We start from the raw sequence: 26,130 nt of genomic DNA on the forward strand, positions 1-26,130 counted from the left end.
ACCCCCTCCTGTCTCTCCCTCCCGCCTAGACGCTGGGAGGGGGAACCATGCGCAACGCTTGGCGCCGCCCGTATGATGGGGAATGATACGCCGCGGCCGATGGCGGCATCCCCGCGTCCGTGCGAACATCAAGCGCCCGGGCATGGTGGTTGGTCGATCGAGAGAGCCTCGCCGAGGTCACGATGAATCCGATTGTCTTCGCGCTCCGACGACCCATCACGGTCATGATGCTGGTGCTCGCCCTGGCCATCGGCGGGGGGTACAGCATCGTCCGGATGCAGAAAGACATCTTCCCGGCGATGAACCAGCCGGTGCTCTACATCCTCCACGGCTACGGCGGGATGGACCCCAAGCAGATGGAGGGGCTCATCACCAACGTGTACGAGCTCTTCCTCCAGTACGTCAACGGCATCGAGCACGTCGAGTCGAAGTCGATCCAGAGCATGACCATGCTCAAGGTCTACTTCCAGGAAGGGACGAACATGGCGGAGGCGACCGCGCAGACGGTCGCCTTCTGCAACAAGGCCCTCGCCGTGATGCCGGTGGGGGCCCTGCCGCCGCACATCATCCGCCTCGACGCCGGCAGCTTGCCGGTCGGCTACCTCGTCTTCGCCAGCAAGGGGCGCACGGTCGGGGAGTTGCAGGACCTCGCGCTCTTCCGGGTCCGCCCGATGTTCTCGGGGCTCGCGGGGATCGCCTCGCCGCCGCCGTTCGGCGGCAACATCCGGTCGATCGTTATCAACGTCGACCCCGAGCGGCTCCGCTCTTACAACCTCTCGCCGCAGGACGTCGTCGACGCGATCGACCGGGGCAACTACGTCGCGCCATCGGGCAACGTTACGATCAAGGACCAGCTCGCGATGGTGCCGACCAACGCGATGGTCATCGACCCGCAAGAGCTGCGCAACGTCCCATTAAAACTAGGGCAGAACGTCTACCTGCGCGACGTGGGGACCGTGGCCGACGCCACCGACGTCCCCGTCGGCTATGCGCTGGTGAACGGCCGCAAGTCGGTCTATCTCCCCGTGGTGAAACGCTCGGACGCGTCGACCCTGACCGTCGTCTCGGCGGTGAAGGAGAACCTGCCACGCTTCCAGGCGGCGATGCCCGACGACGTGGACGTGACGTATGAGTTCGACGAGTCGCCGATCGTCTATCGGGCGATCGAGAGCGTCGGCGTCGAAGGGGCATTGGGAGCCGGCCTGACGGGTTTGATGGTGCTCCTCTTCCTCCGCGACCTGCGCGCGGTGATCGTCGTGGTGCTGAACATCCCGCTCGCCTTGCTCGGGGCGATCATCGTCCTGGACATGACGGGCAACACGATCAACATCATGACCCTGGGCGGCCTTGCGCTGGCGATCGGAATCCTCGTCGACGAGGCGACCGTCGAGATCGAGAACATCCACACGCAGATGGAGCACACGGCGTCGATGTCGCGTGCGGTCCGGCAGGGGAACCTCGAGACCGCCGTGCCGAGGCTCCTGGCGCTCCTCTGCATCCTCTCGGTGTTCATACCGTCGTTCATCATGCAGGGGCCGGTGCGCTCGCTGTTCGTACCCCTCTCACTGGCGGTCGGCGCGTCGATGGTGACGTCGTACCTGCTCTCCAGCACTCTGGTGCCGGTGCTGAGCGTCTGGCTGCTCGAGAACCGCCACGACCCGAACGCCCACGGCGCCGAGGGGACAAGGCCGGGGTTCTTCACCCGGTTCCAGAACCGGTTCGAGAAGTTCGTCGACTGGACGGTCGCGCACCGCCGGATCGTGGTGCTGGTGTACCTGATCGCGGCGGGGGCCGTGGTGATCGGCGTCGGCAACCAGCTCGGCCGGGAGTTGTTCCCGAGGGTCGACGCCGGCCAGTTCCAGCTCCGCGTGAGGCCCCCGCAGGGGACGCAGTTCGAGCTGACGAGGCAGGTCGCGCAGCGGACGCTCGAGGTGATCTCGGAGGTCGCCGGCCAGGACAACGTCGAGATGACGATGGGCTACGTCGGGGCCACGCCCCCGCAGTTCGCCATCAACGCCGCGTACCTCTGGAGCCGAGGGCCCGACGACGGTTTGCTCCGCGTCGGCCTGACCGAGAAGAGCAAAGTCGGCGTCTTCGAGCTCCAGGAGAAGCTCCGCAAGGCACTCCCCGAGAAAGTCGGCGGCTGGTTCCGCGAGGAGTTGATCCGGCTCGGCCTCACCCCCGAGCAGGCCGACCAGCGCCTCGGCGACCTCGTCTTCGCCTTCGAGCCGGGCGACCTGATCGCCGAGACCATGAGCCTCGGGGCCCCCGCGCCGATCGAGGTGGTCGTCAGCGGGCGGAGCCTCGCCGACTCGAGCAGCTTCATGGACAAGCTCCGCGGTGAGTTCGACAAGATCGAGTCCCTGCGCGACGTGCAGGTGCAGCAGTCGCTCCACTACCCGACGGTGCAGGTCGTCATCGACCGCGAGCGCGCGGGCCTCAGCAGCGTGACGGCCCGCGACGTGGGCAACTCCCTGATCGCCGCGACCTACTCGAGCCGATACACGTCGCGCATCTACTGGCGGGACGACACCAGCGGGACCTCGTATCAGGTGCAGGTCGAGGTCCCGCCGCTCCAGATGAGCAAGGCGACCGACGTCGAGCTCGTGCCGCTGACCTCGCAGGCGAACAAGCAGTCCGGAGCCACGGACGCGGCCCTGCCCGACTCGCCATCCAACCCCACGCCGCCGCTGCTCGTCCGCGACGTGGCCCGCGTCATGCGGAGCTCGATGCCCGGCGAGATCGACCGGTATAACTCCAGGCGTTACCTCAGCCTCACCGCCAACGTCGAGGGGGAAGACCTCGGCCGCGTCGTCAACGAGATCGAGGAGGCCATCAAGCGGGCGGGCAAGCCCCCCCGGGGGATCGAGATCGAGCTCCGCGGGCAGGTCAAACCGATGCTCCAGATGTTCCAGAGCCTGGAGATCGGCCTGGGCGTGGCGGTCATCGTGATCCTGATCATGCTGACGGCCTACTTCCAGGCCCCGAGGCTCGCCATCACGGCCGTCGCCGCCGTCCCCGCCGTGCTCTCGGGCGTGGTGCTGGCGCTCTTTGTCACCCGCACGACGCTCAACATCGAGTCGTTCATGGGGGCAATCATGGCCGTCGGCGTGGCCGTCTCGAACGCGATCCTCCTGGTCAGCTTCGCCGACCGGCACCGCAGGGAAGAGGGGATGCCCCCGGACAAGGCGGCGATCACCGCCGCCAAAGGACGGCTCCGCCCGATCATCATGACGGGTTGCGCCATGATCTCGGGCATGATCCCGATGTCGCTCGGCCTGGAGAAGGGGAGCGAGCAGAACGCACCGCTCGGCCGGGCGGTGATGGGGGGCATGGCCTTCTCGACGTTCGCGACGCTCCTGATCCTGCCGGCCGTCTTCACGCTCGTGCTGAGCGGGGCGTCGAACAAGTCGCCGTCGCTCGACCCGGACGACCCCGAGAGCTCCCACTACGATCCGATCCATCCCCAGCACGACGGCCACGGGCCGGCCCCCCACGAGGCCCCCGGCGGGCGCGAGGTGACGGCCTCCCTCAAAGGCGACGACGGCCGGGGCCAACCACAAGACTCCCCCGAACCACCCCGACAACCACCGGAAGGCGCTCCCCATGCCGACGACGAGACGGCCTGAGATGACGTCCGAACTCGCCCCCGCCGTCGCGACCAGGGCCCCCCGCGGCCCCTGGCGTGCCTGCGCCTTGCTGCTGGGCCTCGCCTTGCTGGCGACGCTCGGCTGCGAGCACGGGGGCAAGGACAAGGCCGCCGCGAAGCAGAAGGCCGAAGCGAAGGACAGCGGCGAGGGGAAGACGGCCGGCATCAGGGTCGTCCAGCCCGAGCGCCGGGACATCAAGATGACGGTCGTGCAGCCGGGGACGATCCAGGCGTTCGAGACGACCTCCATGTATTCCCGGATCGCCGGATACATAAATAAATACAACTACAACATCGGCGATCAGGTCAAGAAGGGGGACATCCTCCTGGATATGTGGATCCCGGACCTGGTCGAGGAATACGACCAGAAGACGGCGGCGGTCAAGCGGGCGAGGGTCCAGATCCAGGTGGTCGAGAGCGCCCTGCGTGCCGCCGACGCCCGGCTGGAGACCGCCAAGGCCCGCGTGATCTCGGCCGAGGCGGGGGTCAAGCGGGCCCAGGCCAGCTACACGCGCTGGCTCTCGGAATACAAGCGGCTCGAGACGCTCGTCGAGAACAAGGTGCTGGACGTGCAGGTGCGCGACGAGACGTACCGGCAGTACGAGGAGGCCTCGGCCGGCCGCGACCAGGCGAACGCCATGGTCTCGGAGATGACCTCGGCCCGCGACCAGGCCACGGCCGACCGCGACCGGGCCCGCGTCGACATCGACGCCGCCAAGGCCGACCTGGAGGTCGCCCTCGCCGACCAGCGTCAGGCCAAGGTCCTGCTCGACTACGGCCAGATCAAGGCCCCCTATAACGGCGTGATCACCCAGCGCAACATCAGCCCGGGCGACTACCTCCAGCCCGGTGGCGGGAGCGGCGGCCAGAGTCGCCCCCTCTTCGTCCTCGAGCAGGTGGACCCCGTCCGGGTCTTCGTCGGCGTGCCCGAGCTCGCCTCGTCGTTCATCAACGTCAACGACACGGCGATCATCCGGTTCCAGGCCATCCCCGGGGCCAGCCGCGAAGGGAAGGTCGTCCGCTCGGGCTTCTCGCTCAACCCCACGACCCGCACCTTGCAGACCGAGATCGACGTCCCCAACTCCGACGGCCACCTCCACCCGGGATGGTACGTCACCGTCACCATCACCGTGAGCCGCAAGCAGGTCTGGACGCTCCCTTCCAACGCCATCAGCTTCCAGGGTGGGCAGAACTATTCGGTCTTCCTCGAGGTCGACGGCAAGCCCGTCCGCACCCAGATCCTCATCGGGCCCTCGGACGACACGCACACCGAGATCCTCAAGAAGCACACCATGGGGAAGGATATGCCCTTTCACTCGAACACAAACGACTGGCCCGAGTTCGACGGCACGGAGAGGATCCACGTCGGCAACCTCGACGCCCTCGCCGAGGCCCAGGCGGAGGACTCGAAGAAGCCGGCGAAGTGACGGAATCGGGCCGATCGAGTATCGTGGAGGACTGGACTCGTCTCCCCCCGGACGAACGCCGATGGGCCTCGTCGCGGCGCCCGCGACCTCACGCCTGGCCGGCCTTGATCCACGTAGCTCGATCCTTTGGGATATCGACCATGCCAGCAGAGTTCGCCTACCAGGCCCCGTTCCCGCTCGGCCCGGACTCGACGAAGTATCGCCACCTGACCTCCGACCACGTCTCCACCGCCACGTTCGAGGGGCAGGAGATCCTCAAGGTCTCCCCCGAGGCGCTGACGGTCCTGGCCCGCGAGGCCTTCCGCGACGTCTCCTTCCTCTATCGCCCGGCGCACCTCGCCAAGGTCGCCGCCATCCTCGACGACCCCGAGGCCTCGGCCAACGATCGGGGGGTTGCCCTCGCCCTGCTCAAGAACGCCGTGGTCGCCTCGGGCTTCCGGCTCCCGATGTGCCAGGACACCGGCACCGCCACGATCGTCGCCAAGAAGGGGCAGAGGGTCTGGACCGGTGCCGTCGACGAGGAGTGGCTCTCGCGCGGGATCTTCGAGACCTATCAGAAGGAAAATCTGCGTTACTCGCAGACGGTCCCCCTCTCGCTCTACGAGGAGGCGAACACCGGGACGAACCTGCCGGCGCAGATCGACATCATGGCCACGAACGGGGATTCGTATGAGTTCCTCTTCGTCGCCAAAGGAGGCGGCTCGGCCAACAAGTCGTTCCTCTTCCAGGAGACCAAGGCGCTCCTGAACCCCAAGAGCCTGGAAACGTTCGTCGCCCAGAAGCTCCGCTCGCTCGGCACGGCTGCGTGCCCGCCCTATCACCTCGCGATCGTGATCGGCGGCACCTCGGCCGAGATGACGCTCAAGACGGTGAAGCTCGCGAGCGCCGGCTACCTCGACTACCTGCCGACCGAAGGGAACCGGCTCGGCCAGGCCTTCCGCGACCTCGCGTTCGAGGAGAAGGTCGTCGAGATCGCCCGGAAGAGCGGGATCGGGGCCCAGTTCGGCGGCAAGTACTTCGCGCTCGACGCCCGGGTCATCCGCCTGCCCAGGCACGGCGCGTCCTGCCCGGTGGGCGTCGGCGTCTCGTGCTCGGCCGACCGCAACATCAAGGCGAAGATCAACCGCGACGGCCTCTGGATCGAGGAGCTGGAGCGCAACCCGGGCCGGTTCCTCCCCGCGCAGCACCGCGCAGGACTCGAGGCCGAGAACGGCGTCCCGATCGACCTGAACCGGCCGATGCCCGAGGTCCTCGCCGAGCTCTCCCGGTTCCCGGTCTCGACCCCGTTGAAGCTGACCGGCACCATCGTCGTCGCCCGCGACATCGCCCACGCCAAGATCAAGGAGCAGCTCGACCGGGGCGAGCCGATGCCCGCCTATCTGAAGGACCACCCCGTCTATTACGCGGGCCCGGCCAAGACCCCCGAGGGCATGCCCTCCGGCTCGTTCGGGCCGACCACCGCCGGCCGGATGGACAGCTACGTCGACCTCTTCCAGGAGAAGGGGGGCTCGATGGTCATGATCGCCAAGGGGAACCGCTCGCAGGCCGTGACCGACGCGTGCAAGGCCCACGGCGGCTTCTACCTCGGCTCGATCGGCGGCCCCGCCGCGCTCCTCGCCCAGGAGAACATCAAGAAGGTCGACCTCCTCGAGTTCCCCGAGCTCGGCATGGAGGCCGTGTACAAGATCGAGGTCGTCGACTTCCCCGCCTTCATCCTCGTCGACGACAAGGGCAACGAGTTCTTCAGCCAGCTCGCCGTCCTCTCCTGACGCCCAGCTATTCAAGAGGCCGTGCCCGCCGACCTCGGGAATCCCCCGGGGCCGGCGGTCCGGTCCCCTCACGTCCCATACCGATCCATTCCCATCCCGGGCAAACGCCGGGAAAAGCTATGACGGCGCGTCGATCTCAGGCTAGGATCGGATCGTCCCGGCCGAGAGAGGGACCGAATGCCAGGGGGCTTCGACCATGCCCATCGACTCGCTCGTGCTGGATATCCTGGATCAGGTGCAAAGCGGCCTGACGCCCGAGGAGGCCTGCGCAGGGCGTCCCGAGCTATTGGGTGAGGTCCGCGAGCGGCTGGCGAGGCTGAATCGGATCCGCGCCGAGCTCGATGACGTCTTCCCCGAGCCCGGCCTGATCCGGGGCGATGGGGCCCCTCCGCCCGACCCGGCGCACCTGCCCGAGATCCCCGGCCACGTCGTCGAGTCGGTGCTCGGCCGCGGGGGCATGGGGGTCGTCTACAAGGCCCGACACCTGCGGTTCAACCGCCCGGTCGCGGTGAAGATGATGCTGGCGGGGGGCTACGCCGGGCCTCCGGAGCTCGCCCGCTTCTTCCGCGAGGCGGAGGCCCTGGCCGGGCTCACGCACCCGAATGTCGTGCAGGTCCACGAGGTCGGCGACCTCGACGGGCTCCCCTATTACACGATGGAGTTTGTCGAAGGGGGCGACCTGGCCCGGGCCCTCGACGGCCAGCCGCAGCAGGCCCAGCGAGCCGCGAGCCTGGTGGCCTTGCTCGCGGGGGCCGTCGAGGCCGCCCACCGCGGCGGGATCGTGCATCGGGACCTGAAGCCCGGCAACGTCCTGCTGACGGAGGACGGCACCCCCAAGGTCACCGACTTCGGCCTGGCGCATCGGTTCGACCTGGGGGAAGGGCTGACGCGGACCGGGACCCGGATCGGTACCCCCTGCTACATGGCCCCGGAGCAGGCCGATGACAGGCTCGGCGAGGTCGGGCCCGCCACCGACGTCTACGCACTCGGGGCGATCCTCTACGAGATGCTCACCGGCCGGCCCCCCTTCAAGGGCAAGTCGGCCTCCGAGATCGAGCGGCAGGTCATCTCCGACCAGCCGGTGCCCCCATCGAAGCTGAACGCGAAGGTCTCGCGCGACCTCGAGACCATCTGCCTGAAGTGCCTGCAGAAGGATCGGCGCGACCGCTACACCTCGGCGAAGGACCTTGAGGACGACCTGAACCGCTTCCGACAGGGAGAGCCCATCGCGGCCCGCCCGGTCGGCTGGCTCGAGCGCACGGCGAAGGCGGCGAGGAGACGCCCGGGGCTCGCCCTCGCCGCGGGGGAGCCTCGTGCTCGCCCTCGCCATGTGCGCCGGCGCCCTCGCGCTCGCCTGGGAGCATGCCGCGAAGGAGCGTGCCAGGCGGCAACTCGCCGAGCTGGATCAGATCCGGCTCGATCGCGAATTCGTCGCGAAGCTGGACGCCATCCGCCTGAATCGCCCGTCCGTGGTCGGCAATCTGCTCGACTGGCACGCCAACAGGGACCGGGCGGATCGCGACTACGAGGCGGCCTTCCGGCAGGCCGGATACGCCAGGGCCGGCGAGAAGCCGGAGCGCGTCGCGTCGCGCGTGGCGGCCTCGCGGATCCGGGACGAGTTGGTGACGGCCCTGGACGACTGGTCCCTCTGCGTCGAGGCCTCGCCCGATCGACAGCGGAGAGACTGGGTGCTGGAGGTGGCGCGCCGGGCGGGCCGCGATCCCACGAGCCTCCGCGAGCGGCTCCTCGACCCGAAGGTGCGGAACGACCGCAAGGCTCTGGTCCGGATCTCGATTGAGGCCCTGGCGTCTCAAGCCTCGGTGCAATTGCTGGTGTCGATCGGCGAACGCCTCATGTTCACCGAGGAGGATCCGGCCCCCTTCCTGAAACAGGTTCAGCAAAGATACCCGGGCGACTTCTGGGCGAATTTCATCCTCGGCGTCACGGTCCTGAAGGCGAACCGGGAACCAGCCGACGTCGCCCGCTACTTCCAGGCGGCGCTGGCGATCCGGCCCGACTCGGCCATGCCCCACTGCCACCTGGGGGGCATCCTCGGCAAGCTCGGCCGCCACGAGGAGGCGGCCTCGTACCTCCGTCGCGCGATCGACCTCGACCCGACGCAGGCCTATGCCTACACGCTCCTGGAGCATTCACTCGCCGCCCTTGGGAAGCACGAGGAGGCCCTGGAGGTGCTCCGCAAGGGGGTCCGATCCGCCACGAACCCCGCGCCGGTGTACGTCGCCCTGGGCCGGGCCCTGACGAACCTGGGGCGCTCGGCCGAGGCGGTCGAGCCCTTCCGCAAGGCCGTCGAGCTCGAGCCGAACTCGCCCATGTCCCACACCTTGCTCGGGCACGCGCTCAACGCGACGGGGAAGACGGACGGCGCCATCGCCCACTATCGGCAGGCGATCCGGCTCGATCCGAACATGCCGGAGCCCTACAACAACCTGGCCCAGGTCCTCAGCCTCCAGGGGCATGGGGAGGAGGCGATCCTCTACCTCCAGCAGGCGATCCGGCTCAACCCGTCGTTCGCGGTCGCCCACTCAAACCTCTGCAGCATCCTTCATAACGCCGGCTGGCTCCGAGAGGCCATCGCCCACGGCCGCCAGGCCGTCCGGCTCAACCCCCGCCTGGCAGCGACCCACCATAACCTGGGCATCGCCCTGGCCTCGGCGGGGCACCTCGACGAGGCGATCCAGCACCTCCGAGAGGCCGTCAACCTCCAGCCCAGCTCGGCCGAAGCCCACAGCAGCCTGAGCCTGGCCCTCTACGAATCGGGCCGCTGGGCCGAAACCCGCGACACAGCCGGGCGAGGGCTCGCACTCCTCCCGCGGAGCTCGGCCTACGGCGAGGGCATGACCCGCCGAAAGGCGAAGTCCGAGAACTTCCTCCGGCTGGAAGGGCGGCTCCCGGCCATGCTCAGGGGAGAAGAAACGCCGAAGAATGCCGCCGAGGCCCTCGACTTCGCCCACATCTGCCACGCGACGGGACAATACGCCGCCGCCGCGACACTCTACGCCTCGGCCTTCTCGGCCGACCCCGGCCTCCTGGAGCGCGTCGCGGAAGGCCAACGCTTCCGGGCCGCCTGCTCGGCGGTCCTGGCGGCGAACGACCCCGGGGAGCCCGGCAAAAGTCCGACCGACGCCGAGCGGGCGAAGCTGCGGGCGCAAGCCCTCGCCTGGCTCCAGGTCGACCGCAACGCCTGGAGAGCAGGCCTGGAGGACCGAGATCCGTCGACTCGCGCCGGCGCCGTCGCGGGGCTTCGCCGCTGGCGTGGCAACGACCGCCTCGCCAGCGTGCGCGACGAGTCGGCACTGGCGAGGCTGCCCGAAGGGGAACGACAAAGCTGGAGGAGCTTCTGGGCGAGCGTCGGCGAACTGTCCGCGGGAGACCTCGCGGCCCCGCTCGATCGGGCCCGGGCCTTCGCCTCGCGAAGCGACTGGACCAGGGCAGCGAGCCAGTACGCCCGTCACTTCGAACTCTTCCCGGCGGATGACGGCGAGCTCTGGTTCGAATACGCCGCCGTGCAGTGGCTCTCGGGCGACGCCCCCGGATACCGCAAGGCCTGCGCTCATATGCTCGACCGTTGCCAGAAAGGCTCCCCCTCGATCCGCCCTTATCACGCCGCGCGGGCCTGCACCCTGGCCCCCGGCCTCGCGGGCGAAGTCGCGAGGGCGAACGAATACGCGAGCCGAGAGCTCCTCGCCTTCGCCTCGGACTTCTGGTCCCTGACCGAGCAGGGGGCGCTGGCCCAGCGAGCGGGGCACCCAAGCGAGGCAATCCCGCTGCTCGAGAAGAGCCTTCGGGCCAACGACAGGCCGGGCGCCGCGATCCTGGACTGGCTCTGGCTGGCGCTGGCCCATCGCTCGCGGCACGCCGAGGATCAAGCCAGGCCCTGGATCACCAGGGCCGAGGAGTGGCTCAAGTTGCAAGGGGAGGCGATGCCGGCGAACGCCGGAGACATGGATCTTCACTTCCACAACTGGCTCGAGGCCCAGGTCCTGAGCCGGGAACTGGCCGGGCCGAGCAAATAGAGCGAGGCCGATAGCCGGGGCCATCGGCCTCGCAAAATTTGCACATCATTACTTGGCGGCAGGTTCACCCGTGCCGTCGAGGAGGAAGGACATCAGGTCGAGGAATTCCCCCTCGGGGATGACCGCCCCGAAGTCGGCCGGCATGGGGGAGAGGCGCGTGTTGCGCTGCTCGTCCACGTCGCCGGCGGCGATGACCAGTTCCTTGCCGGTCTGGTCGGCCACGATGAGGTTCTGGCCTTCCTTGCGGCGGAAGAGCCCGGAGACGACCCGGCCGTCGGTCAGGGCGTAGAGGGTGCTCATGAACGCGGGGTCGACGTTGCGGTTCGGGTCGAGGACGTCCTCGATGACCCGCTCGATCCCACGCTTGCCCACCCCGTCGAGCTGCGGGCCCACGAGGGCCCCCTTGCCGGCGACCTGATGACAGCCCGCGCAGTTCTTGGTGAAGACCTCTCGCCCCTTCTCGACCGAGGCCTTCGCGCGATCGAAGCGGGCCCGGCGGGCGTCGATGAGCTTCTGCGTCTCATCGTGGATCGGCGGCAGGGCGGCGGTGAGCTTGTCGACCCGCTCGGCGGCCCCTTCCGGCTGCGCGGCGAGGATCTTGTCGCGCAGGCCGGGGTGCTGGAGCACGCGGCCGGAGACGGTCCCCGCCTCGACCAGGGCGAGCAGGCGGTTCCCCCCGTCGCGGCTCTGGGCGAGAGCCCCGGCCAGCGCCGTCTGGAGTCGGGTGGGGACGCTCTTGAAGACCCGGGCGAGGACCTCGTCCGAGACGGTCCCATCGGCCCGCACCGCTTCCTGGGCGATCAACTGGCCGAGGTCCGGGGCCAGCGCCGGATCACCGACGCACTCGACCAGCGCGTTCCGCGTCGCGTCCGGGTGGAATGCGACGACGGCGTGCGCCGCGGCCCGACGCGCGGGGGGATCGGCGAGCTCCGACAGGGCGATCCCCCGCAGCGGCCCTTCGAGGTCGCGCAGATTCAAGGTCTCGGCGAGCTGGACGGCGGCGACGCGACGACGGGTCGCGACCTCGGAGGTGACGACCGGCAACGCGACGACCTCGGGCTCGACCCGGGCGATGGCCACCCAGGCGAAGGCCTCGACCGCCACGTCGTCGACCACCTCGAGATAGGCCTCCTGGCCGGCGTGGGCGGCGAGGTCCCAGACCACCTTCTTGGCGATGTCGCTCCGGGGCGCGAGGGCCGACCCGAGTTCCTCGCCCGTCGCCGCGAGCCGGACGCGGACGAGGTTCCTGGGCTCGACGGGGCGATCGGGATAGCCGAGGTGGCCGCAGAGGTACAGGCTCAACTTGGCGGGGAGGCGGAACGTGCGGGACTTGAGCGTCCCGACATACGCCTCGCCCAGGGGCAGGCTGCTGAGGAACGGAGTTTCTGAGGCTCCATCTTCGGACTGCCTCGGCTCGACCTGCCAGCGAGGGCTGCTCTGCCCCCCCTTGCCGATGGCGACCCAGTCGTCATTGCCCGACCCGATGGACGCGATCAGGCGGCCGGCGAGCGTGGCTGCCCAGTCCTTGAGCTCCTGCGGTTCGGGGCGGCCCTGCTGACGGAGGCCGTTGCGGATTGCCTGCAGGAGGTCGAGCTGGAGGTCGAGGTCATCGGCCACGCCCTTGCGGGCGATGTCGGCGAGGACCACGACGTCGGTGTCGGGGGGCAGGTGCTTCGCGGCGTGGGCCAGCCAGAGGCTCATGGTGGCCGCGGGCATCGGCTGGCGGCGAAGCTCGGCGATCAGGAAGCGCCCGGCCTCCTGCGTGGGGAGCGCCAGGGACACGGCCGCCATCAGCTCGTTGTCGGCGTTGGGGTGCTCGGCACGGCTCCACTCGGTCAGGTAGCCGGGGACCTTCACGATCTCCAGCAGCGAGAGCTTGATCATATGTCGGAGATGGGCGTCGGCCTCGGGCGTCTCCTTCGAGAGCGCGACGAGGGCGTCGATGTCCTGGACCCGGGGATGCCGGCCCAGCGCGTCGACCGCGGCACGCCTGACGAGGGGCTCTTCGTCGTGCAGACCCTTGAGGATCAGGGACCGTAGCTCTTCATCGATCTTGGGCGTCTCCGAGAGCACGCGCATGACGTGCCCGCGCACCAGGCGATCGGGATCCGACGCGGCCTTCACAAGCTCCGCAGGCTGGACGGCACCGAGCCGGTAGAGGGTCCAGAGGGCGTGGGCCCGGACGGTGTTCGTCTCGTGCCCGAGCACGCCGCGGAGGGGCTCCACGGAGGCCTTGCCGATCCGGTCGACGAGTTCATCGGTCGCCCGCTGGCGGACGCCGAGGACCGGGTGGGCGAAGGCCGCAATCAGGGCGGTGGTGTCCGCAGCGCGGAGGTCGGGCGACTCGCTCAACGGGGCCGGCTTCTTCTCGTCGCCGACGTAAGTCACCCGCCAGATCCGCCCGCGATCGCGGTCGCGGCCCGGGTGGTTCAGGGGGACCTCGTAGTGGCCGATGATCTTGTTGTAGAAGTCGGCGACGTAGAGGGCCCCGTCGGGTCCGATCTGAAGGTCGACGGGCCGGAACCAGGGGTCGTCGGAGCTGACGAAGTCGGGCTCGGCGACGGCCTTCACGGTCGAACCCTGGTAACGCAGGGAGTCGCGGTTGACCCGGCTCGTCATGACGTTGCCGACGAACATGTTGCCGCGATACTCGGCCGGGAAGTTGAGCCCGGTGTATTGCGTCGTGCCGGCGATCGCCGTGGAGCCGTGCGTGTGTTCCATCACGCCGGGAACATATCCGAGCCCGTTATGCGGCCTGCCGAAGCTGTCGTAGTTCCCGTTGCGGAGCAGCAGCATGATCGGGCGGGTGTGGCAGTCGGCGTTGAACAGGTCGCCCGAGGGGTCGAACGTCATGCCGAACGGGTTGACCTGCCCCCAGGTGAAGTGCTCGATCCGGGCGCCGTCGAGCCGCATCCGGTACGTGTTGCCCGTGATCAGCTCGACACGGTTGCCGTCGCGGCCGGCGACCGACGAGGTGTTCGCCCAGCCGTGGTTGGCATAGAGCCAGCCGTCGAAGCCGCGACGAAACGCATTATTGAGCCCGTGGGTGTCGCGGTCGAAGGCGAACGGCCCGTAGAGCATCTCCTGCTTATCGGCCTTGCCGTCGCCGTCGGTATCCTGGAAGTCGTAGATCGAGGGGATGCTGAACGCGATCGCCCCGTCTTTGTACGGGTAGATCCCGATCGGAATATTGAGGCCGTCGGCGAAGACCGTCATCTTGTCGGCCTTGCCGTCGTGGTCGGTGTCCTCGAGAATCCGGATCGAGTCCTTGCCCTTGCGATCGTCGGGCGCGGCGAACGGGTACTCGGTCGAGCCCGCGACCCAGAGCCTGCCCCGGGCGTCGAACGCCATGTTGATCGGCTTCTGGATCATCGGCTCCGAGGCGAAGAGCTCGATCTTGAACCCCTCGGGGACGCGGAACGACGCCTTCTCCCCATCCGGAGTCTTTGGCTCGGTCGGCCGCACCGCCGCCTCGAACGGATCGTCCGCCGCGCCCGCCACGCCGACGCAACCGAAGACCAGGATCAGACTCGCCACCACCTCGTGGCAAAACTTCGTACGCGAGGTACGTCTCAGGCGTTGCATCATCACGATTCCTTCAGGGGAGTTCCTCAGCCTCAAGCAGGCCCTCCCAGTATCCCGTTTACCCTCCTTCGATTCAAACAGATCGGAGATCGGTGAAGTGGGACGACGAGCCACACCGCTTATTCCATCATCACAACTTCGAGAATCTACTTCGTTATCTGATCGACAACGACGAGCAGTCCCAGAGGCGAAGGGTGCGGTCGGTGCCGCCGGTCGCCAGGGACTGGCCGTCGGGCGAGAACGCGATCGCCGCGACCCACGCTTTCGGCCCCTTGAACGTGGCGAGTTTCCTCCAGTCGTCAGATTGCCAGAGTTGGATCACCCCATCGACCGACGCGGCGGCCAGCCTCGTCCCGTCGGGCGAGAAGGCCAGAGCAGGAATTCCTTTCCGGCGGCCGGGCAGGGTCGCCAACTCACGGCCGGTCTCGGGGTCCCAGATCCGTACGGAGTCGTCGAGGCCGCCGCAGGTCGCCAGCGTCCGCCCCTTGGGATCGAAGGCGAGCCCTTCGACATGGGACGACTGCGCGTGGAAGGCCCGCAGTTGCCGGAGGCTCCCGGCCTCCCGGAGGATGACGCGACCGTCGGCCATGCCCGTCGCCAGGAGCCGGCCGTCGGGCGAGAACGCGACGGACGCGATGAACCCACCCTCGGAGTGTTGGCTCGCCTTACACGACCGCCCGGCCAGGTCCCACAACATCAGGGTCCCATCCCGACCTCCCAGCGCCAGGGAACGGCCATCGGGAGCGAACGCGAGCCGATGGAATTGCCGTCCCTGGAAGTCGAACTGGTCGAGCATCGTGCCGAGGCTCGCATCCCAAATTCCGACGGTCGAAAGCGAGTTCGTCGCGGCCAGGAGCCGGCCGTCGGGCGAGAGCGCAATGCGAGGGGTCCAGGCCCAAGGGATCGAGAAGCCCTTGCGGCCGCTCTCCAGGTCCCATCTCGCCACCGTCCCATCCCAGGTCGACACGACGAGCCCGCGGCCATCGGGCGAGAACGCGAGACTCTCGGCCAGGGAGTCGAGGGGATAGGAGCGAAGGCCGTCGACGCCGCGTTCCTTCGCCCTCCCCGCGCCGCCGACCTCGCCGGCGCCGAGGAAGATCCACCCCAGGAAGGCGAGCAGGCCGATCCCCAGGCCTCGCGTGAGGAGCGCAACGCGGATCGGCTCGAACTCGCCCGGAGATCCGAACTTGCGCCCGATCTGGGTGCCGTCCTCAACATGCCCGAACGTCAGGTTGCATGGCATGGATCATCTCCTCTGAATTCTCAAGACGTGCGTGACTTCCTCCTTCTTAGAGGCACGAGAAGGACGCCTCGGCTGAGGAATTCCGAAAAAATTCCCGGGAGCACGACGGGCAGGTCTGCCGTGGAGGCCGGATGCCGTCGCGATTCTCGACGTCCCCGGGTGACTCATGCGTGGTTCTCTCGCGATTTCACGTCATCCGATTTTCATGCAGGTTCGACCAACGCAAAACCGGCGAGAGGCGTCGGGCCCTATGGGACGTCGACGGCTCTCGCCGGTTTCTTGTCGGTTGGGATGCTGAGTCGCCGCTCAGTCGTTCGAGCCAATCACCTCGCCACCGTTGCGGGTGAGAAAAGCCTTCAAGGTGTTGGGGTTGATCGTCTCCTTCTGGAAACGGACGCTCCCGTCGGCGTACCCGAAGTTGGTCCCCTCAGGATGGTGCCCGAAGAGGGAGCCGAACTCCTTCGCCGCGTCGGCGTCCCAATCCTGGGGCTTGGTCCAGGTCGTGGCGTGGGCGTCGCCGGCGTCGATCGTCAGGATCGTGTTCGAGGTCCCATCGGTGATCGCCTTGATGTCGACCTCCTTGGTCCCGGGGAAGATTGTGCCCTCGCCCCGGGGGACCACGTAGGTCGTCATCTCGTTGGCATTCAGCCTGCGGCTCATGCCGGGGCAGCGGTAGACGGCCGGCATCCGCGAGGCCAGGGGGCGGTTGTGGGGGCTGTCCCAGGCCTCATCCAGGTGAAATTCCTTGTAAAGCGAGTCTTGCTCGAGATAGGGCAGGAGCAGGACCCGCCAGCTCAGGAGCGGCTTCCCCTGGGCATCGACGGTATAAGCCGGCGGGAACCTCCTGTACGTGGCGTGGTAGTTGTGCATGGCGAGGCCGATCTGCAACAGGTTCTGGACACAACGGACCCGGCCGAACTGCTCGTGATAGGCCCGCTGGACCGACTCCACGATTGCACTGCCTTGCTCGAGGTTGATGTCCAGGACCACGCGGTCCTGCTCGATCGCGGGCTTGATCTGGGCGACGATCCGGGAGAAGTCGGGGAACCGCTTCTTCGTCCAGGCCAGGCCTTCGAACCACCTCAAGCCATCGCCGAAGATGCGCCCGAGGGCCCTTGCCGAGGCGTCATCCTTCGACTGGATCACGACCTTCGCGCCTGGCCTCGGCATGCTCTCCAGGCCGAATGAGGCCCAGGCAAAACCGTCGGTCAGGGGCGTGGGAGTACCTCCGCCCAGCTCCTTCGGCATGGTCGGGACCATCTCCCGGAAGACCCGTCGATTGTCGTTCGTCGGGATCAGGAGGAACTGGACGGCCCGGCCGGACGAGGCCGCGAACGCCGCGTCGAGCTCGGGCCTGGCGACGGGCTTGAGCCGCTTGATTCGCTCGAGGGCCTCCGGGGTCCCCGCGAACACCGCCTGATGGATCGTGGCGCAGGTCGGCCAGTGCAGGGGGGGCTTCTCCTTCTCCTCGCCGCAGAGGAGCCGGCCGATCGGCCGGGCGTCGATCCCTTCTTTCAAAGGCACGACGACGACGGGATGCGCCGGCAGGTCGGCCGGGTCGACGACCAGGAACAACTCCCTCGCCCCCGCCTTGTGCAGGGCCGAGATCCAGGGGACGAGGCCGCCCGCCATCTCGCTCGCCTCATCCTTGTCGGGGAGCACGCGGGAGAGCAACTCGCCGACCCGGAGCCGATCCAGGTCGAACCGGGCGACCGCCACGACGTCGCCGTCGACGAAGGGGGCGATGGTCCTGGAATCCCCGTCGGCGCCCGCCGCCGGGCCGGGGGATGTGGCGACGGCCAGGGCCGCGATCAACAACGCTGGGCAGACACGAAGCATGATCGATCTCCTCATAGCTGGATCAAGACGTGATCGATTAATTCTCGAGCTTGAGCTGATAGCGGAGGGTGTTGTAGTCGCTCGGTGACTCGCCGGGGATCGCGGGGGCGGACAGGGTCGCCGTGTTCCCATCGAGCTTGTACTCGAACGGCTTGTTCGTCGCCGGATCTGGCATGATGGGGGCCTCGGTGATCTCGTCCAGGCTCGCGGGCAGCTTGCCGGAGTGCGAGGCGGCGTACAGGCGGATCGCCTCGATCACCTCGAGCGCGGAGAGGTGCCGCTCGGAGCGGGCCGACGCCGAGAGGAAGGCCCGCATGGCCGGCAGGATGGCGCCGAAGGGGATGCCCAGTTGCGATGTCGACGTCATCCTGGAATACCGCCTCTCCGCCTCTTCCAGACCCCGGTATGCCAGCGGATACGGCATGGCCAGCCACTTGAACAGGTCATCACGCGATTTCACATAAAGGTTCATCGAGTAGAGCGTGACCGCCTGGATGGCCGGCATCGCCTCGACCCGCGCGGCGGGCCGCCCCTCGGCGATCAGAGATCGCTTGGCCTCGGGGTAGGATCGGGCGATCATGGTGGCCATGACCACACGCTTCCCCCAGTCGTCCATGCTCGGCGTCTCCGAAACCTCCAGGCCATTCGAATTCACCATGGCGGCCGCCCATGTGTGGTTGAGCATCCCCAGGAACGATTGCAAGGTCGTGGTGAAAGCCCTGGCCTTCTCCAGGCTCCAGACGTCGGAGTCGACCTCGCGAAGGCCGGGGATCTCGCGCTCGAGCATGTACCGCTCACCCATGATCGCGGGATCCTTGTCGATGAACGGCCGGGGCAGTCCCGCCACGGCCCAGCAGAGGTTCGGCGCCCCCGGGACCTGGATCAGATGCTCCATCTCCATCATCATCATGCGGCCGATGGCGGTGCCCACCAGCGACTGGATCGCCGAGTTCCCATTGGAGACGTGCCGGGCGAACACGAAGCCGACCCTGAGCCAGCGGATCGCCTGATCGACCCGCCCCTCCACCACCTCAAGGCGGATCTGGAGCGCGACGAAGCGGGCGAGCGACCGGGTATCCTGGATGTCCTGGAGCAGGAGTGCGAAGCCCTCGTCGCGATGCGTGAACTCCCAGTTGCAATCCTCGCGCTTCGTCCCAAGCTCGACCTCGTTGAGGAAGTTGCGAGCATCCTGGAGGGCTTCCTTCGCCTGGTCGCGGGGGAAGTCGCGGTTCGGGAGTTTGAGCCAGTCAGAGATGCGGTCCTCCACGGATTCGCCGGGTTTCTTCTCGTTCGCCCGGCGATGCAAATACAGCTCGAGTGCGCGATGGTAGAAGACCACGGCATTGCCCGCGACCTGCTCCGGCGCCTCATACGTGAGCCGGTACTTGAGGGCCGGCACCGGCTCGGCGGCGGGACGGATCACGATGACTTTGGGGGGCGACAAAGGGGGCTGCCCGAAGGAAGGGGCCGCCACAAAAATCGTGGCGATGAAGCTCGCGCAAAGCCCCAGGGCCCATCGGCCGGGCTTCCTCCCGCGAGGAGCGAGGGAGCACGGATGAAAGTCAACGCTCATGAAGATCCTCCAGAATCGATGATCTTTTCATAATCAGGACGACGGAGAACACCGGGGAAGAGTGGCGTCTTGTCCGGCCGCTCGGCGTCGCCGCCGGAGTCGGTCAGGAGCGGGCGTCGTTCGGGCATCTCGTCGACGCCGAACTTCAGGATCTGACGACGGAGCCGGAGCGCATCGGATTCGCCGATCGGCGAGGGGTTGAAGTCCCGCAGGCTCGGCTCGGGGGAATGGCTCAGGATCACGACGCTGGACGGGGCCGGGGAGAGGGCCTCGGCCTTCGCGGGCTCTCGCACGACGACCACGTGCTCGACGACGCGGACCTCGGGCTTGCGGGTCGCCAGCATCACCCCCTCGCCGCAGGCCAGGGCCCCCAGCCCCGCGGCGATCGCGGGCCAGAGCCAGCGGGGCCGGCCCTGGACGAGCGAGAACCCGAGGGCAGGGGACTGGTTCTTTGCCGAGGCCAGCCCGGCCTGGAACATCAAGCGATCGCGGTCGATATGGCTCTTAGCCGGCACGAGATCGGCCAGCGCCGACTCGACGGCCTTCAGTTCCGGGTCGATCGGGTTTTCGGACATGGGACCCCCAAGCGTTCTCTCAGGGCCGCGAGCCCCGAGGCATAAAGCCGATGCGCCGAGCTCGACGAACTGCCGACGACCTCGCCAACCTGCTGGAAGGTCAGGCCGCCCCAGAGATGCGCGACGATCACCTCGCGCTGCTCGATCGGCAAGCCGAGGAGGGCCGAGGCCGCCGCCTCGGGATCGAGCGCGTTTAACTTCGACGGGCCATCGCCCGGCGGCTCGAACCAGGCACGAGCCCCGGCCGCAGCCTGGGCCTCGTGCTGGATCCGCCTCCGGGACGACCTCGCCGCGCTGATGGCCCCGTTCCGCACCACGCGGAAGAGCCAGGCCAGGGGCTCGTCGGGCGCAACACGTTGCCCGGCGAGCTTCAGGAAGGCCTCTTGCACGACGTCCTCGGGAGCGACGCACCACTGTCGAGCGTAAAGCTCCAGGGCGGCCGCATGCCGGTCGAGCAATTGCCCCAGCAACTCCAAATCCATTCGACCTTCGCCCCGTCGGGTCAAAATCTCCCGCTTCCGACACCAAGACGCCGGCCGAGAGGGGCCATCCCAGGAATTTTCTCCGGAGGCCTCGAACCCGCCCTATCTCCTTGCGCCGTCATGGGACTCGGCGCAGGCCGGATCCTGCACCATCCTGGCCTGCGCGGCCGGCTCGCGAAAGGGCCGAACCCGGTCGCATCGGCGGGTGTCTCCCCTGGCAATGGAGGCACATCAATGAATAGCACGAATCTCTCAAGCAAGTTCGCCCGGATCGGGGCCAGGCTGAAGGTGACGCCCCAGAGGCCTCGCCGTTTTCAGACGACCTCCGGCCCGCTCGTCCTGGACGTCCGCTCCGACGACGAGGGGGAGTTCTTCGAGGTCCGCCACCCCGCCGCGACCGACCCCGAGGTCTCGGTTTTGGACGTCCAGGGGGGCGATCGCCACCTGCTCCTGCTCGTCCGCGAGAATGACGAGAAGCGCAAGTTCCTCTGCGGCCACGACGAGCGCCACTGGTTCGTCGCCGCGATCCCTGAGTCGGCCCCGGTCGGGACCGTCCTCCAGGCCAAGGAGGCCCTCAAGCCGGCCGAGGTCCGCTCCGCCCAGGGGCGCAAGAAGCTCGGATCCAGGGAGGGGAACCGCCGCAAGAACGCCGCCTACTGGCGCCAGGGGGAGTGGTTCTTCCTGCCGGAGCCGGGCTTCGTCGTCGATGAGAAGCTGGTCCGCCGCAACGAGCCGCTCCGCCGGGGCAACGGCGGCAAGCCGCACTGGACCGAGTTCTGCTACCGGACCGGGGGCGAGGCCGTCTATGTCTGCTCCAGGCATCCCAACGGCATCACGCCCGCCCAGTATCAGCGCCTGCTCGTGCACACCCCCAAGGCCAAATCCTGGAACTGGCAGCTCTTCCGCCGCAACCCGGGGGTCTACGTGCGAGGCCGCGTCCGCCACGCCGACCACAAGACGATCGTCCTCGACGGCTGGCACAAGGTCGTCATGAACACCGAGAACCAGGCCAAGGCGATGAGGAACGTCGCCTTCCTCGACTGATCCGCCCGAGCTCAGGGGCCGACGTCGATCTGGACGATCTCGACGAGCCGATACGTCTGGGACTCGCGCTCGCCGACGGCGTGGAAGGTCACGGTGTCGCCGGGGTTCGCGGGGAGTCGTTCCTTGCCGATCACGATCTTGCCCAGCGATCCCAGGCCGGTGATGATCTTCGCCAGGGCCCAGAACCAGTGCCGGGTCCAGTGGAGGCGGATCGGCCGGCCCCCCGCCAAGGCGATCAGGTCGGTCTCGCGATAGACCTTCGGCCCCACCTTCATCACCGCGAGGTCCCCCGCCACGACCTTGCTGCCGTAGAAATGCAACTGGTCCCAGGTCCCCGTCTCGGCGATCAGCTTCACGATCTTCTCGTAAGGGGCCGCACCTTTGCGGCCCTGGACCGCCTGCAAGACGCGGGCCTCGGCATTCAGGCACGACTCGATCAGCGACGAGAACATCGCCTCGGCGAAGCCCTTCTTGGGCGAACCGCCGAGATAGCCTTCGAGTTCCCTGCGCGTGATGACATCCTCCCGGGCCTCGACCGCCGGCTCGACCTGGAGGTTCGGATTCATGAACACGACCTTGGCGACGATGTTGTCGCGGCCGAACGTCCCGTCGAACTTGACGCCGCGGTCCTCGAGATATTCAACGACCGCGTCGCGCTTGAGGTCGTTGGACTCGAGCAGGTTGCCGTGATCGACGACCTCGCCGCTGCGCCTGGTCTGCCGCCAGTGGCCGTTGCGGACGTCGAGCTGACCCGACCAGTTCTTGATCTCGATCAGGTGGATCATCTGCGGCGTGCAGACGATCAGGTCGATCTCCCGGCGCCTCCCCTGCCGCTTCGACGGGATCCGCCGCCCCGCGAAGAGCTGGGCCCCCTTGAACGGGAACGACTTGCCGATCAACTGCTTCAGGAGTTGCTCGCCGTCGCGCCCGCCGGTCACGTCGGGCTCCTCGGCGACGGGCTGGATTTTCCTGATCTCGGACCACTGCCTGATGCGGTTGAAGAATCCCGTCACCGTTCGCTCCGATCGACCCCTTCGAAGATTTCAGGATCTCGCAGCATAACGGGCGGGCATCGCCGCGAACAGGTCGTCAGCCGTCGAAGTCCCCGGCGCCATCTGCCTCCCGCAGCCAGTCGCGGAACTCCTCGAACCCGGAGCACGTCCGCAAGCCCGGCAAGGCCATCTGCGACAGGAGCGGCTCGGTCACGTACATCGGCTGCGGGGTGACGACCACGATGCAGATACGGTCGTAGGCCGAGAGGTCGTACTCTCCCGACTTCGCGGGGAACTCGGTGAAGTAGGCCTCGAGCCGCTCGAACTGCTCGATCGACTCCTTCAGCTTGCTCTGAACGTTGCGGATCTCGGAATGGACACCCTGGTCATACTCGAGGTTGTAGATAAAACTCTTGCAGGATACGAGCAGGAGCGTCCCATCTCTGGCGCCGAAGGCATCGACCTCGCCCAACCTCTTGCCGTCGACCTTGAAGTGGCGGCCGACGAGCTTCTTCACCTCCGGGGGAGGGGCCCAGGGCGATTTGTCGATGGTTTCCTGCACCTTCGCCTCGAAGGCGTCGCCCCGGACTCGCACGGAATCGCCGCTGACCTTGGGAAACTCCAGGAGGGTCACCAACCGCTGGGTCGCGTTGTAGGGGTCGAGCCCCAGGGTGCGGCCCTCCGCCTTGAAGGCCACGGGCCCGGGGCGATAGGGGGTCAGCGTCCCCTCGATCTCGAGGAGCCGATCGCTCAGGGGGACGCCGGGTCTGGGGTCGGGGAAGAGGTCGAGCACCTTCATCAAGTCGGCGCCCTCGCTGCGCCTCTTTTCCAGCAAGGCGTCGAACTCGTCGCGATCGACGAGGATGAACCCCCTCTGTTGCATCTGCATATGAGCCACGGAGTCGGTCGCGGAGAGATAGGCCACCAGGCTGAGCATCGCGATCAGGCTCGGGACCTCGGGGCTCCAGGTGATCGCCCCGTGGACGTGCCGATCCGAGAGCATCTCGATCACCTGCCGACCCGGCATCAGGTTCGGTCGGAACCGCGTGGAGAGGGCCTGGGGCAAGTGCGGACCCGGATCCGTGGCCAGCGCGGTGCCGTGGATGCCGATGACCTTCTCGAGCAGGAAGAAATGGAAATTCCAGTCCGGGTTGGCGGGCCTGAACTCGTCGACGGGGACGCCCAGCCTCGTGAAGAGCCTCCTCGAGCCATTGCGTGCATCGAAGGTGAGGAGTTGCTTCATGAGTTGCCCATCGTCGACGACCCGTGCGAGCGGGAACGCGATGCCCGGCCGACGCTCGTCGAAGATGAGCTTTCCCCCCTTGCCGACGACCCGGAACTGGGTCTGGGCCAGGGCGACTCCCCAGGCGAAGCCGCAGACCCAGGCGATCCGCTTGGCCGATGCGCCATCGAATGGGAACGAGCCGTCCTCCGCCGGGACGCCCAGGGCCTTCTCCGGGCCCGCGCCTCGCGTGGCGATGACCTCGGCCAGCCCTCGGTTCAAGGGGCTAATCGTATCGACGTGGCCGTCGAAGATCGCGTCGGGGAGGCTCCGCAGGTACCAGAGCCATCGATGCCGGCCGTACCCCTTCGCGGCCTCCTTCTCGGCATGCCGCCCCTGGCGGTCCAGCACCTCCAGCAAGTATCGCGAGGCAGCCACCCCCTCGATCACGCCGCGGTCGATCTTCAGGTCGAGCCGAGTCTGCTCGGCGATCCTGAGCGCGTCGAGGATGCCCGCGTGGAACGCCTTCGACCAGGCCTCGGTGGTGAGCAATCCGTGGATCAGACCCATGGTCATTCCACCTCGTCGACGTGGAGCAGCTCCCCCTATCCCCAGGTATCTATGACCCCTTTTCCCGAGAATGTTCCCGAGACTCTTCCTGGATCGACGCTCAGGGCCGATCCCGGATCTCGAGCCAGTCCGCCTCTTTCCCGAGGGCCTCCTTCAGATCGAAATCCCAGCGCCAGGCCGATGGGTCTCGCACCGTGAGCTGCACTTTCCTCGGGGCGACGAGGCTCACGGCCTGCGGCATCCCGACGACGCGCTCGAGGTTCAGGAAGGCCGGGCCGTCGCGAACGGTCGCGGGCGGGTCGACGAGCTTGACCGTGTCGACCTCCGGCTCGAAGACCGCCGCCCAGAGAGCCAAAGATGCTGCCTGGCCCCGGCCTTCGAGGGTGATCGCGGGATCGGCGCCGAGGGCGGCCTGGGTGCGGAGGACTTCCAACGCGCGACGCACGTCATACGCCTGCATGCCCGCCAGGGTCTGACCGAGCAGGCCGAACCGACGGCGGACGTGCGTGTCCCTCTTCTCCCCCTGACCTTCGAGCCCCAACCCCCTGGGCGTGACGATCACCAGGGCCTCCCCCTCGCCGGGGCGGCCGAAGGCCTCGCGCAGAGCCGGGGCGGTCGCGGCCCCGCTCCAGCGGTTATCCGTTGAGACGTGAACATGCCACGATTTCGGCGATTTCGTCTCCTCGCGCATCAGGATCCAGAGCGTCAGCCTTACGCCCGGCTGCGAGGTATAGTCGAAGCCGCGGAGGAGGTCGCCTCCTTCCTTGGTCTCGGGCCTCGCCTTGGCGTCGAGCGGGACGACCTCCGAGTCGGCGGGCCAGCCGGCGAAGACGAGGCGTTTGACGTCGTGGAGCCAGAGGTCGCGACGCTGGGTCAAGGCGGAGAGGGTCTTCGGCACGTCGGGCGTCGCGGCCAAAGGCAGGAAGGCCTCGTGAATGGTCGCGTTCCGCACCCCCGCCGGGACCTCGTTCGGCGCGAGCACCTTCAACGACTCCATCGGCACGGGCCGGGGGATCTCCAGGACCTTCGCATCCGTGTTCTTGAGCCACTTGTTCATGAAAGCGAATGATGGGTGACGGATCTCCTCGGAGTCGACGTGCCCCCCTTTTCCGATCACGAGCCCGAGCTTATCCGAGGCCCCGTACCAGCCGTAGACCTTCTCGAGCGAGGCGTAGATGCGACGGACGCCGTCCTCGGGGAAGATCGGGTCCTTGTCCGTGTTCTCGACCAGCATCGGCTTGGGGGCGACGAGGGCGGCCAGGAGATTATAGTCCCAGCGGTACGTGTTGTTGATGTACATACAGTCGCAATGCCCCTCGACCGCGCCGTCGACGACGTGGTTGCGGAGGTCGGTGATGCCGGCGACAGGGATGACGGCCGCGACCCGGTCGTCGAGGGCCCCCACCCACCAACTCGTGGCGCCTCCGCCGGAGCGCCCGGTGACGCCGATCTTGGTGGCGTCGACCTCGGGGCGAGAGATGAGATAGTCGATCCCCCGGATCCCGTTCCAGGCCTCGATCCCGGCGGGCGTATAGCCGCGCGAGAGCCACCACCACATGGCTTCGCGATTGGTGCCGTGGTGCAGGCCCGGCAACTCGCCGAGCTGGAGCGTGTCCAGGATCAGGCAGACGTAGCCGTTGGCCGCGTACCAGGCCGCGTGGTGCTGGTAGTGGGTCTTGTTGCCGTAGATGACCCCGTCCTTCTCGACCTTGAAGTGGCCGCAGACGTAGAGGATCGCCGGGATCGGTTTAGGCACCGACTTGGGCCGATAGAGGTTCCCGGTCACATAAAGTCCGGGGCTCGACTGGAAGACGACGTTCTCGACGACGAAGTCGGGCTGCTCGTGCGTCCCGGTGACCCTGGCCTGGAGGTCGGCACGCTCGGGGAGCGGCTCGAGGCCGAGCATCTCGCGGAGCTGGCGCTGGAGCTCGGGCCGCTTCGCCTTCCAGGCCTCGGCCGAGTCGATCCCGGCGAGCGGTCGCGACGCGAGCTTCTCCGTCTCCACCCGGAAGTATTCGGCGAAGGGCGGGGGGGGTTCCTCGGCCAGGCCCACCGTCGTTGTCAGGAAGCCCAGGCCCCAGGTCAGCAGGCCCCAAACACGCAGTCGTCCCATCGGCACCTCGCGC

At 67.8% G+C, this 26,130-nt stretch carries 15 protein-coding genes; 6 read left to right on the forward strand and 9 right to left on the reverse strand.

Annotated elements, in window-relative coordinates; all coding sequences use genetic code 11:
• Positions 1-182 precede the first annotated feature (182 nt).
• From ACOYYX_RS00265 to ACOYYX_RS00285, 5 genes are all read left to right on the forward strand, one after another.
• Complete coding sequence (locus tag ACOYYX_RS00265) at positions 183-3,629, forward strand: efflux RND transporter permease subunit (RefSeq protein WP_422927933.1); 3,447 nt, start codon at positions 183-185, stop codon at positions 3,627-3,629.
• 1 nt (position 3,630) lies between these two features.
• Positions 3,631-5,076 (forward strand): efflux RND transporter periplasmic adaptor subunit, encoded by a 1,446-nt coding sequence (locus tag ACOYYX_RS00270; RefSeq protein ID WP_422927934.1) that lies wholly within the window; start codon positions 3,631-3,633, stop codon positions 5,074-5,076.
• A gap of 140 nt (positions 5,077-5,216) precedes the next feature.
• The gene (locus ACOYYX_RS00275; protein WP_422927935.1) at positions 5,217-6,845 is read left to right on the forward strand and encodes a fumarate hydratase; all 1,629 of its coding nucleotides are present in this window, start codon (positions 5,217-5,219) and stop codon (positions 6,843-6,845) included.
• Positions 6,846-7,041: 196 nt separating this feature from the next.
• On the forward strand, positions 7,042-8,643 hold the full coding sequence (locus ACOYYX_RS00280) for a serine/threonine-protein kinase (RefSeq protein ID WP_422927936.1): 1,602 nt from the start codon (positions 7,042-7,044) through the stop codon (positions 8,641-8,643).
• A 226-nt stretch (positions 8,644-8,869) separates the two neighbouring features.
• Complete coding sequence (locus ACOYYX_RS00285; protein ID WP_422931719.1) at positions 8,870-10,879, forward strand: tetratricopeptide repeat protein; 2,010 nt, start codon at positions 8,870-8,872, stop codon at positions 10,877-10,879.
• A 48-nt stretch (positions 10,880-10,927) separates the two neighbouring features.
• Here ACOYYX_RS00285 and ACOYYX_RS00290 read toward each other — a convergent pair whose 3' ends face one another.
• The 6 genes from ACOYYX_RS00290 to ACOYYX_RS00315 all read right to left on the reverse strand — a co-directional run bounded on the left by ACOYYX_RS00290 (position 10,928) and on the right by ACOYYX_RS00315 (position 20,176).
• Positions 10,928-14,467: a PVC-type heme-binding CxxCH protein gene (locus tag ACOYYX_RS00290; protein WP_422927937.1), complete on the reverse strand. Its 3,540-nt coding sequence runs from the start codon at positions 14,465-14,467 to the stop codon at positions 10,928-10,930.
• A gap of 151 nt (positions 14,468-14,618) precedes the next feature.
• Positions 14,619-15,707, reverse strand: a complete 1,089-nt coding sequence (locus ACOYYX_RS00295; RefSeq protein ID WP_422927938.1) for a WD40 repeat domain-containing protein — start codon at positions 15,705-15,707, stop codon at positions 14,619-14,621.
• A gap of 306 nt (positions 15,708-16,013) precedes the next feature.
• On the reverse strand, positions 16,014-17,546 hold the full coding sequence (locus tag ACOYYX_RS00300; RefSeq protein ID WP_422927939.1) for a DUF1559 domain-containing protein: 1,533 nt from the start codon (positions 17,544-17,546) through the stop codon (positions 16,014-16,016).
• A 37-nt stretch (positions 17,547-17,583) separates the two neighbouring features.
• Positions 17,584-19,119, reverse strand: a complete 1,536-nt coding sequence (locus tag ACOYYX_RS00305) for a hypothetical protein (protein ID WP_422927940.1) — start codon at positions 19,117-19,119, stop codon at positions 17,584-17,586.
• Positions 19,116-19,694, reverse strand: coding sequence for a hypothetical protein (locus ACOYYX_RS00310; RefSeq protein WP_422927941.1), 579 nt, complete (start codon positions 19,692-19,694; stop codon positions 19,116-19,118). Before ACOYYX_RS00310 ends, ACOYYX_RS00305 begins: the two co-directional genes overlap by 4 nt.
• Positions 19,664-20,176 carry an RNA polymerase sigma factor gene (locus tag ACOYYX_RS00315; RefSeq protein ID WP_422927942.1) on the reverse strand — a complete coding sequence of 171 codons (513 nt, stop codon included), beginning with the start codon at positions 20,174-20,176 and terminating at the stop codon, positions 19,664-19,666. Before ACOYYX_RS00315 ends, ACOYYX_RS00310 begins: the two co-directional genes overlap by 31 nt.
• Positions 20,177-20,410: 234 nt before the next feature.
• Here ACOYYX_RS00315 and ACOYYX_RS00320 point away from each other — a divergent pair, with 234 nt between their 5' ends.
• On the forward strand, positions 20,411-21,220 hold the full coding sequence (locus tag ACOYYX_RS00320) for a hypothetical protein (RefSeq protein ID WP_422927943.1): 810 nt from the start codon (positions 20,411-20,413) through the stop codon (positions 21,218-21,220).
• Positions 21,221-21,231: 11 nt separating this feature from the next.
• On the opposite strand, the gene ACOYYX_RS00325 is transcribed toward ACOYYX_RS00320, so the two are convergent.
• The 3 genes from ACOYYX_RS00325 to ACOYYX_RS00335 form a co-directional block, all read right to left on the reverse strand.
• Positions 21,232-22,233, reverse strand: coding sequence for a nuclease-related domain-containing protein (locus ACOYYX_RS00325; RefSeq protein WP_422927944.1), 1,002 nt, complete (start codon positions 22,231-22,233; stop codon positions 21,232-21,234).
• 76 nt (positions 22,234-22,309) lie between these two features.
• Positions 22,310-24,010 (reverse strand): hypothetical protein, encoded by a 1,701-nt coding sequence (locus tag ACOYYX_RS00330; RefSeq protein ID WP_422927945.1) that lies wholly within the window; start codon positions 24,008-24,010, stop codon positions 22,310-22,312.
• 94 nt (positions 24,011-24,104) lie between these two features.
• Positions 24,105-26,117, reverse strand: coding sequence for an alpha/beta hydrolase family protein (locus ACOYYX_RS00335; RefSeq protein WP_422927946.1), 2,013 nt, complete (start codon positions 26,115-26,117; stop codon positions 24,105-24,107).
• Positions 26,118-26,130 lie beyond the last annotated feature (13 nt).

The organism is Singulisphaera chitinilytica, from assembly GCF_049331405.1.
Lineage (GTDB): Bacteria > Planctomycetota > Planctomycetia > Isosphaerales > Isosphaeraceae > PoT.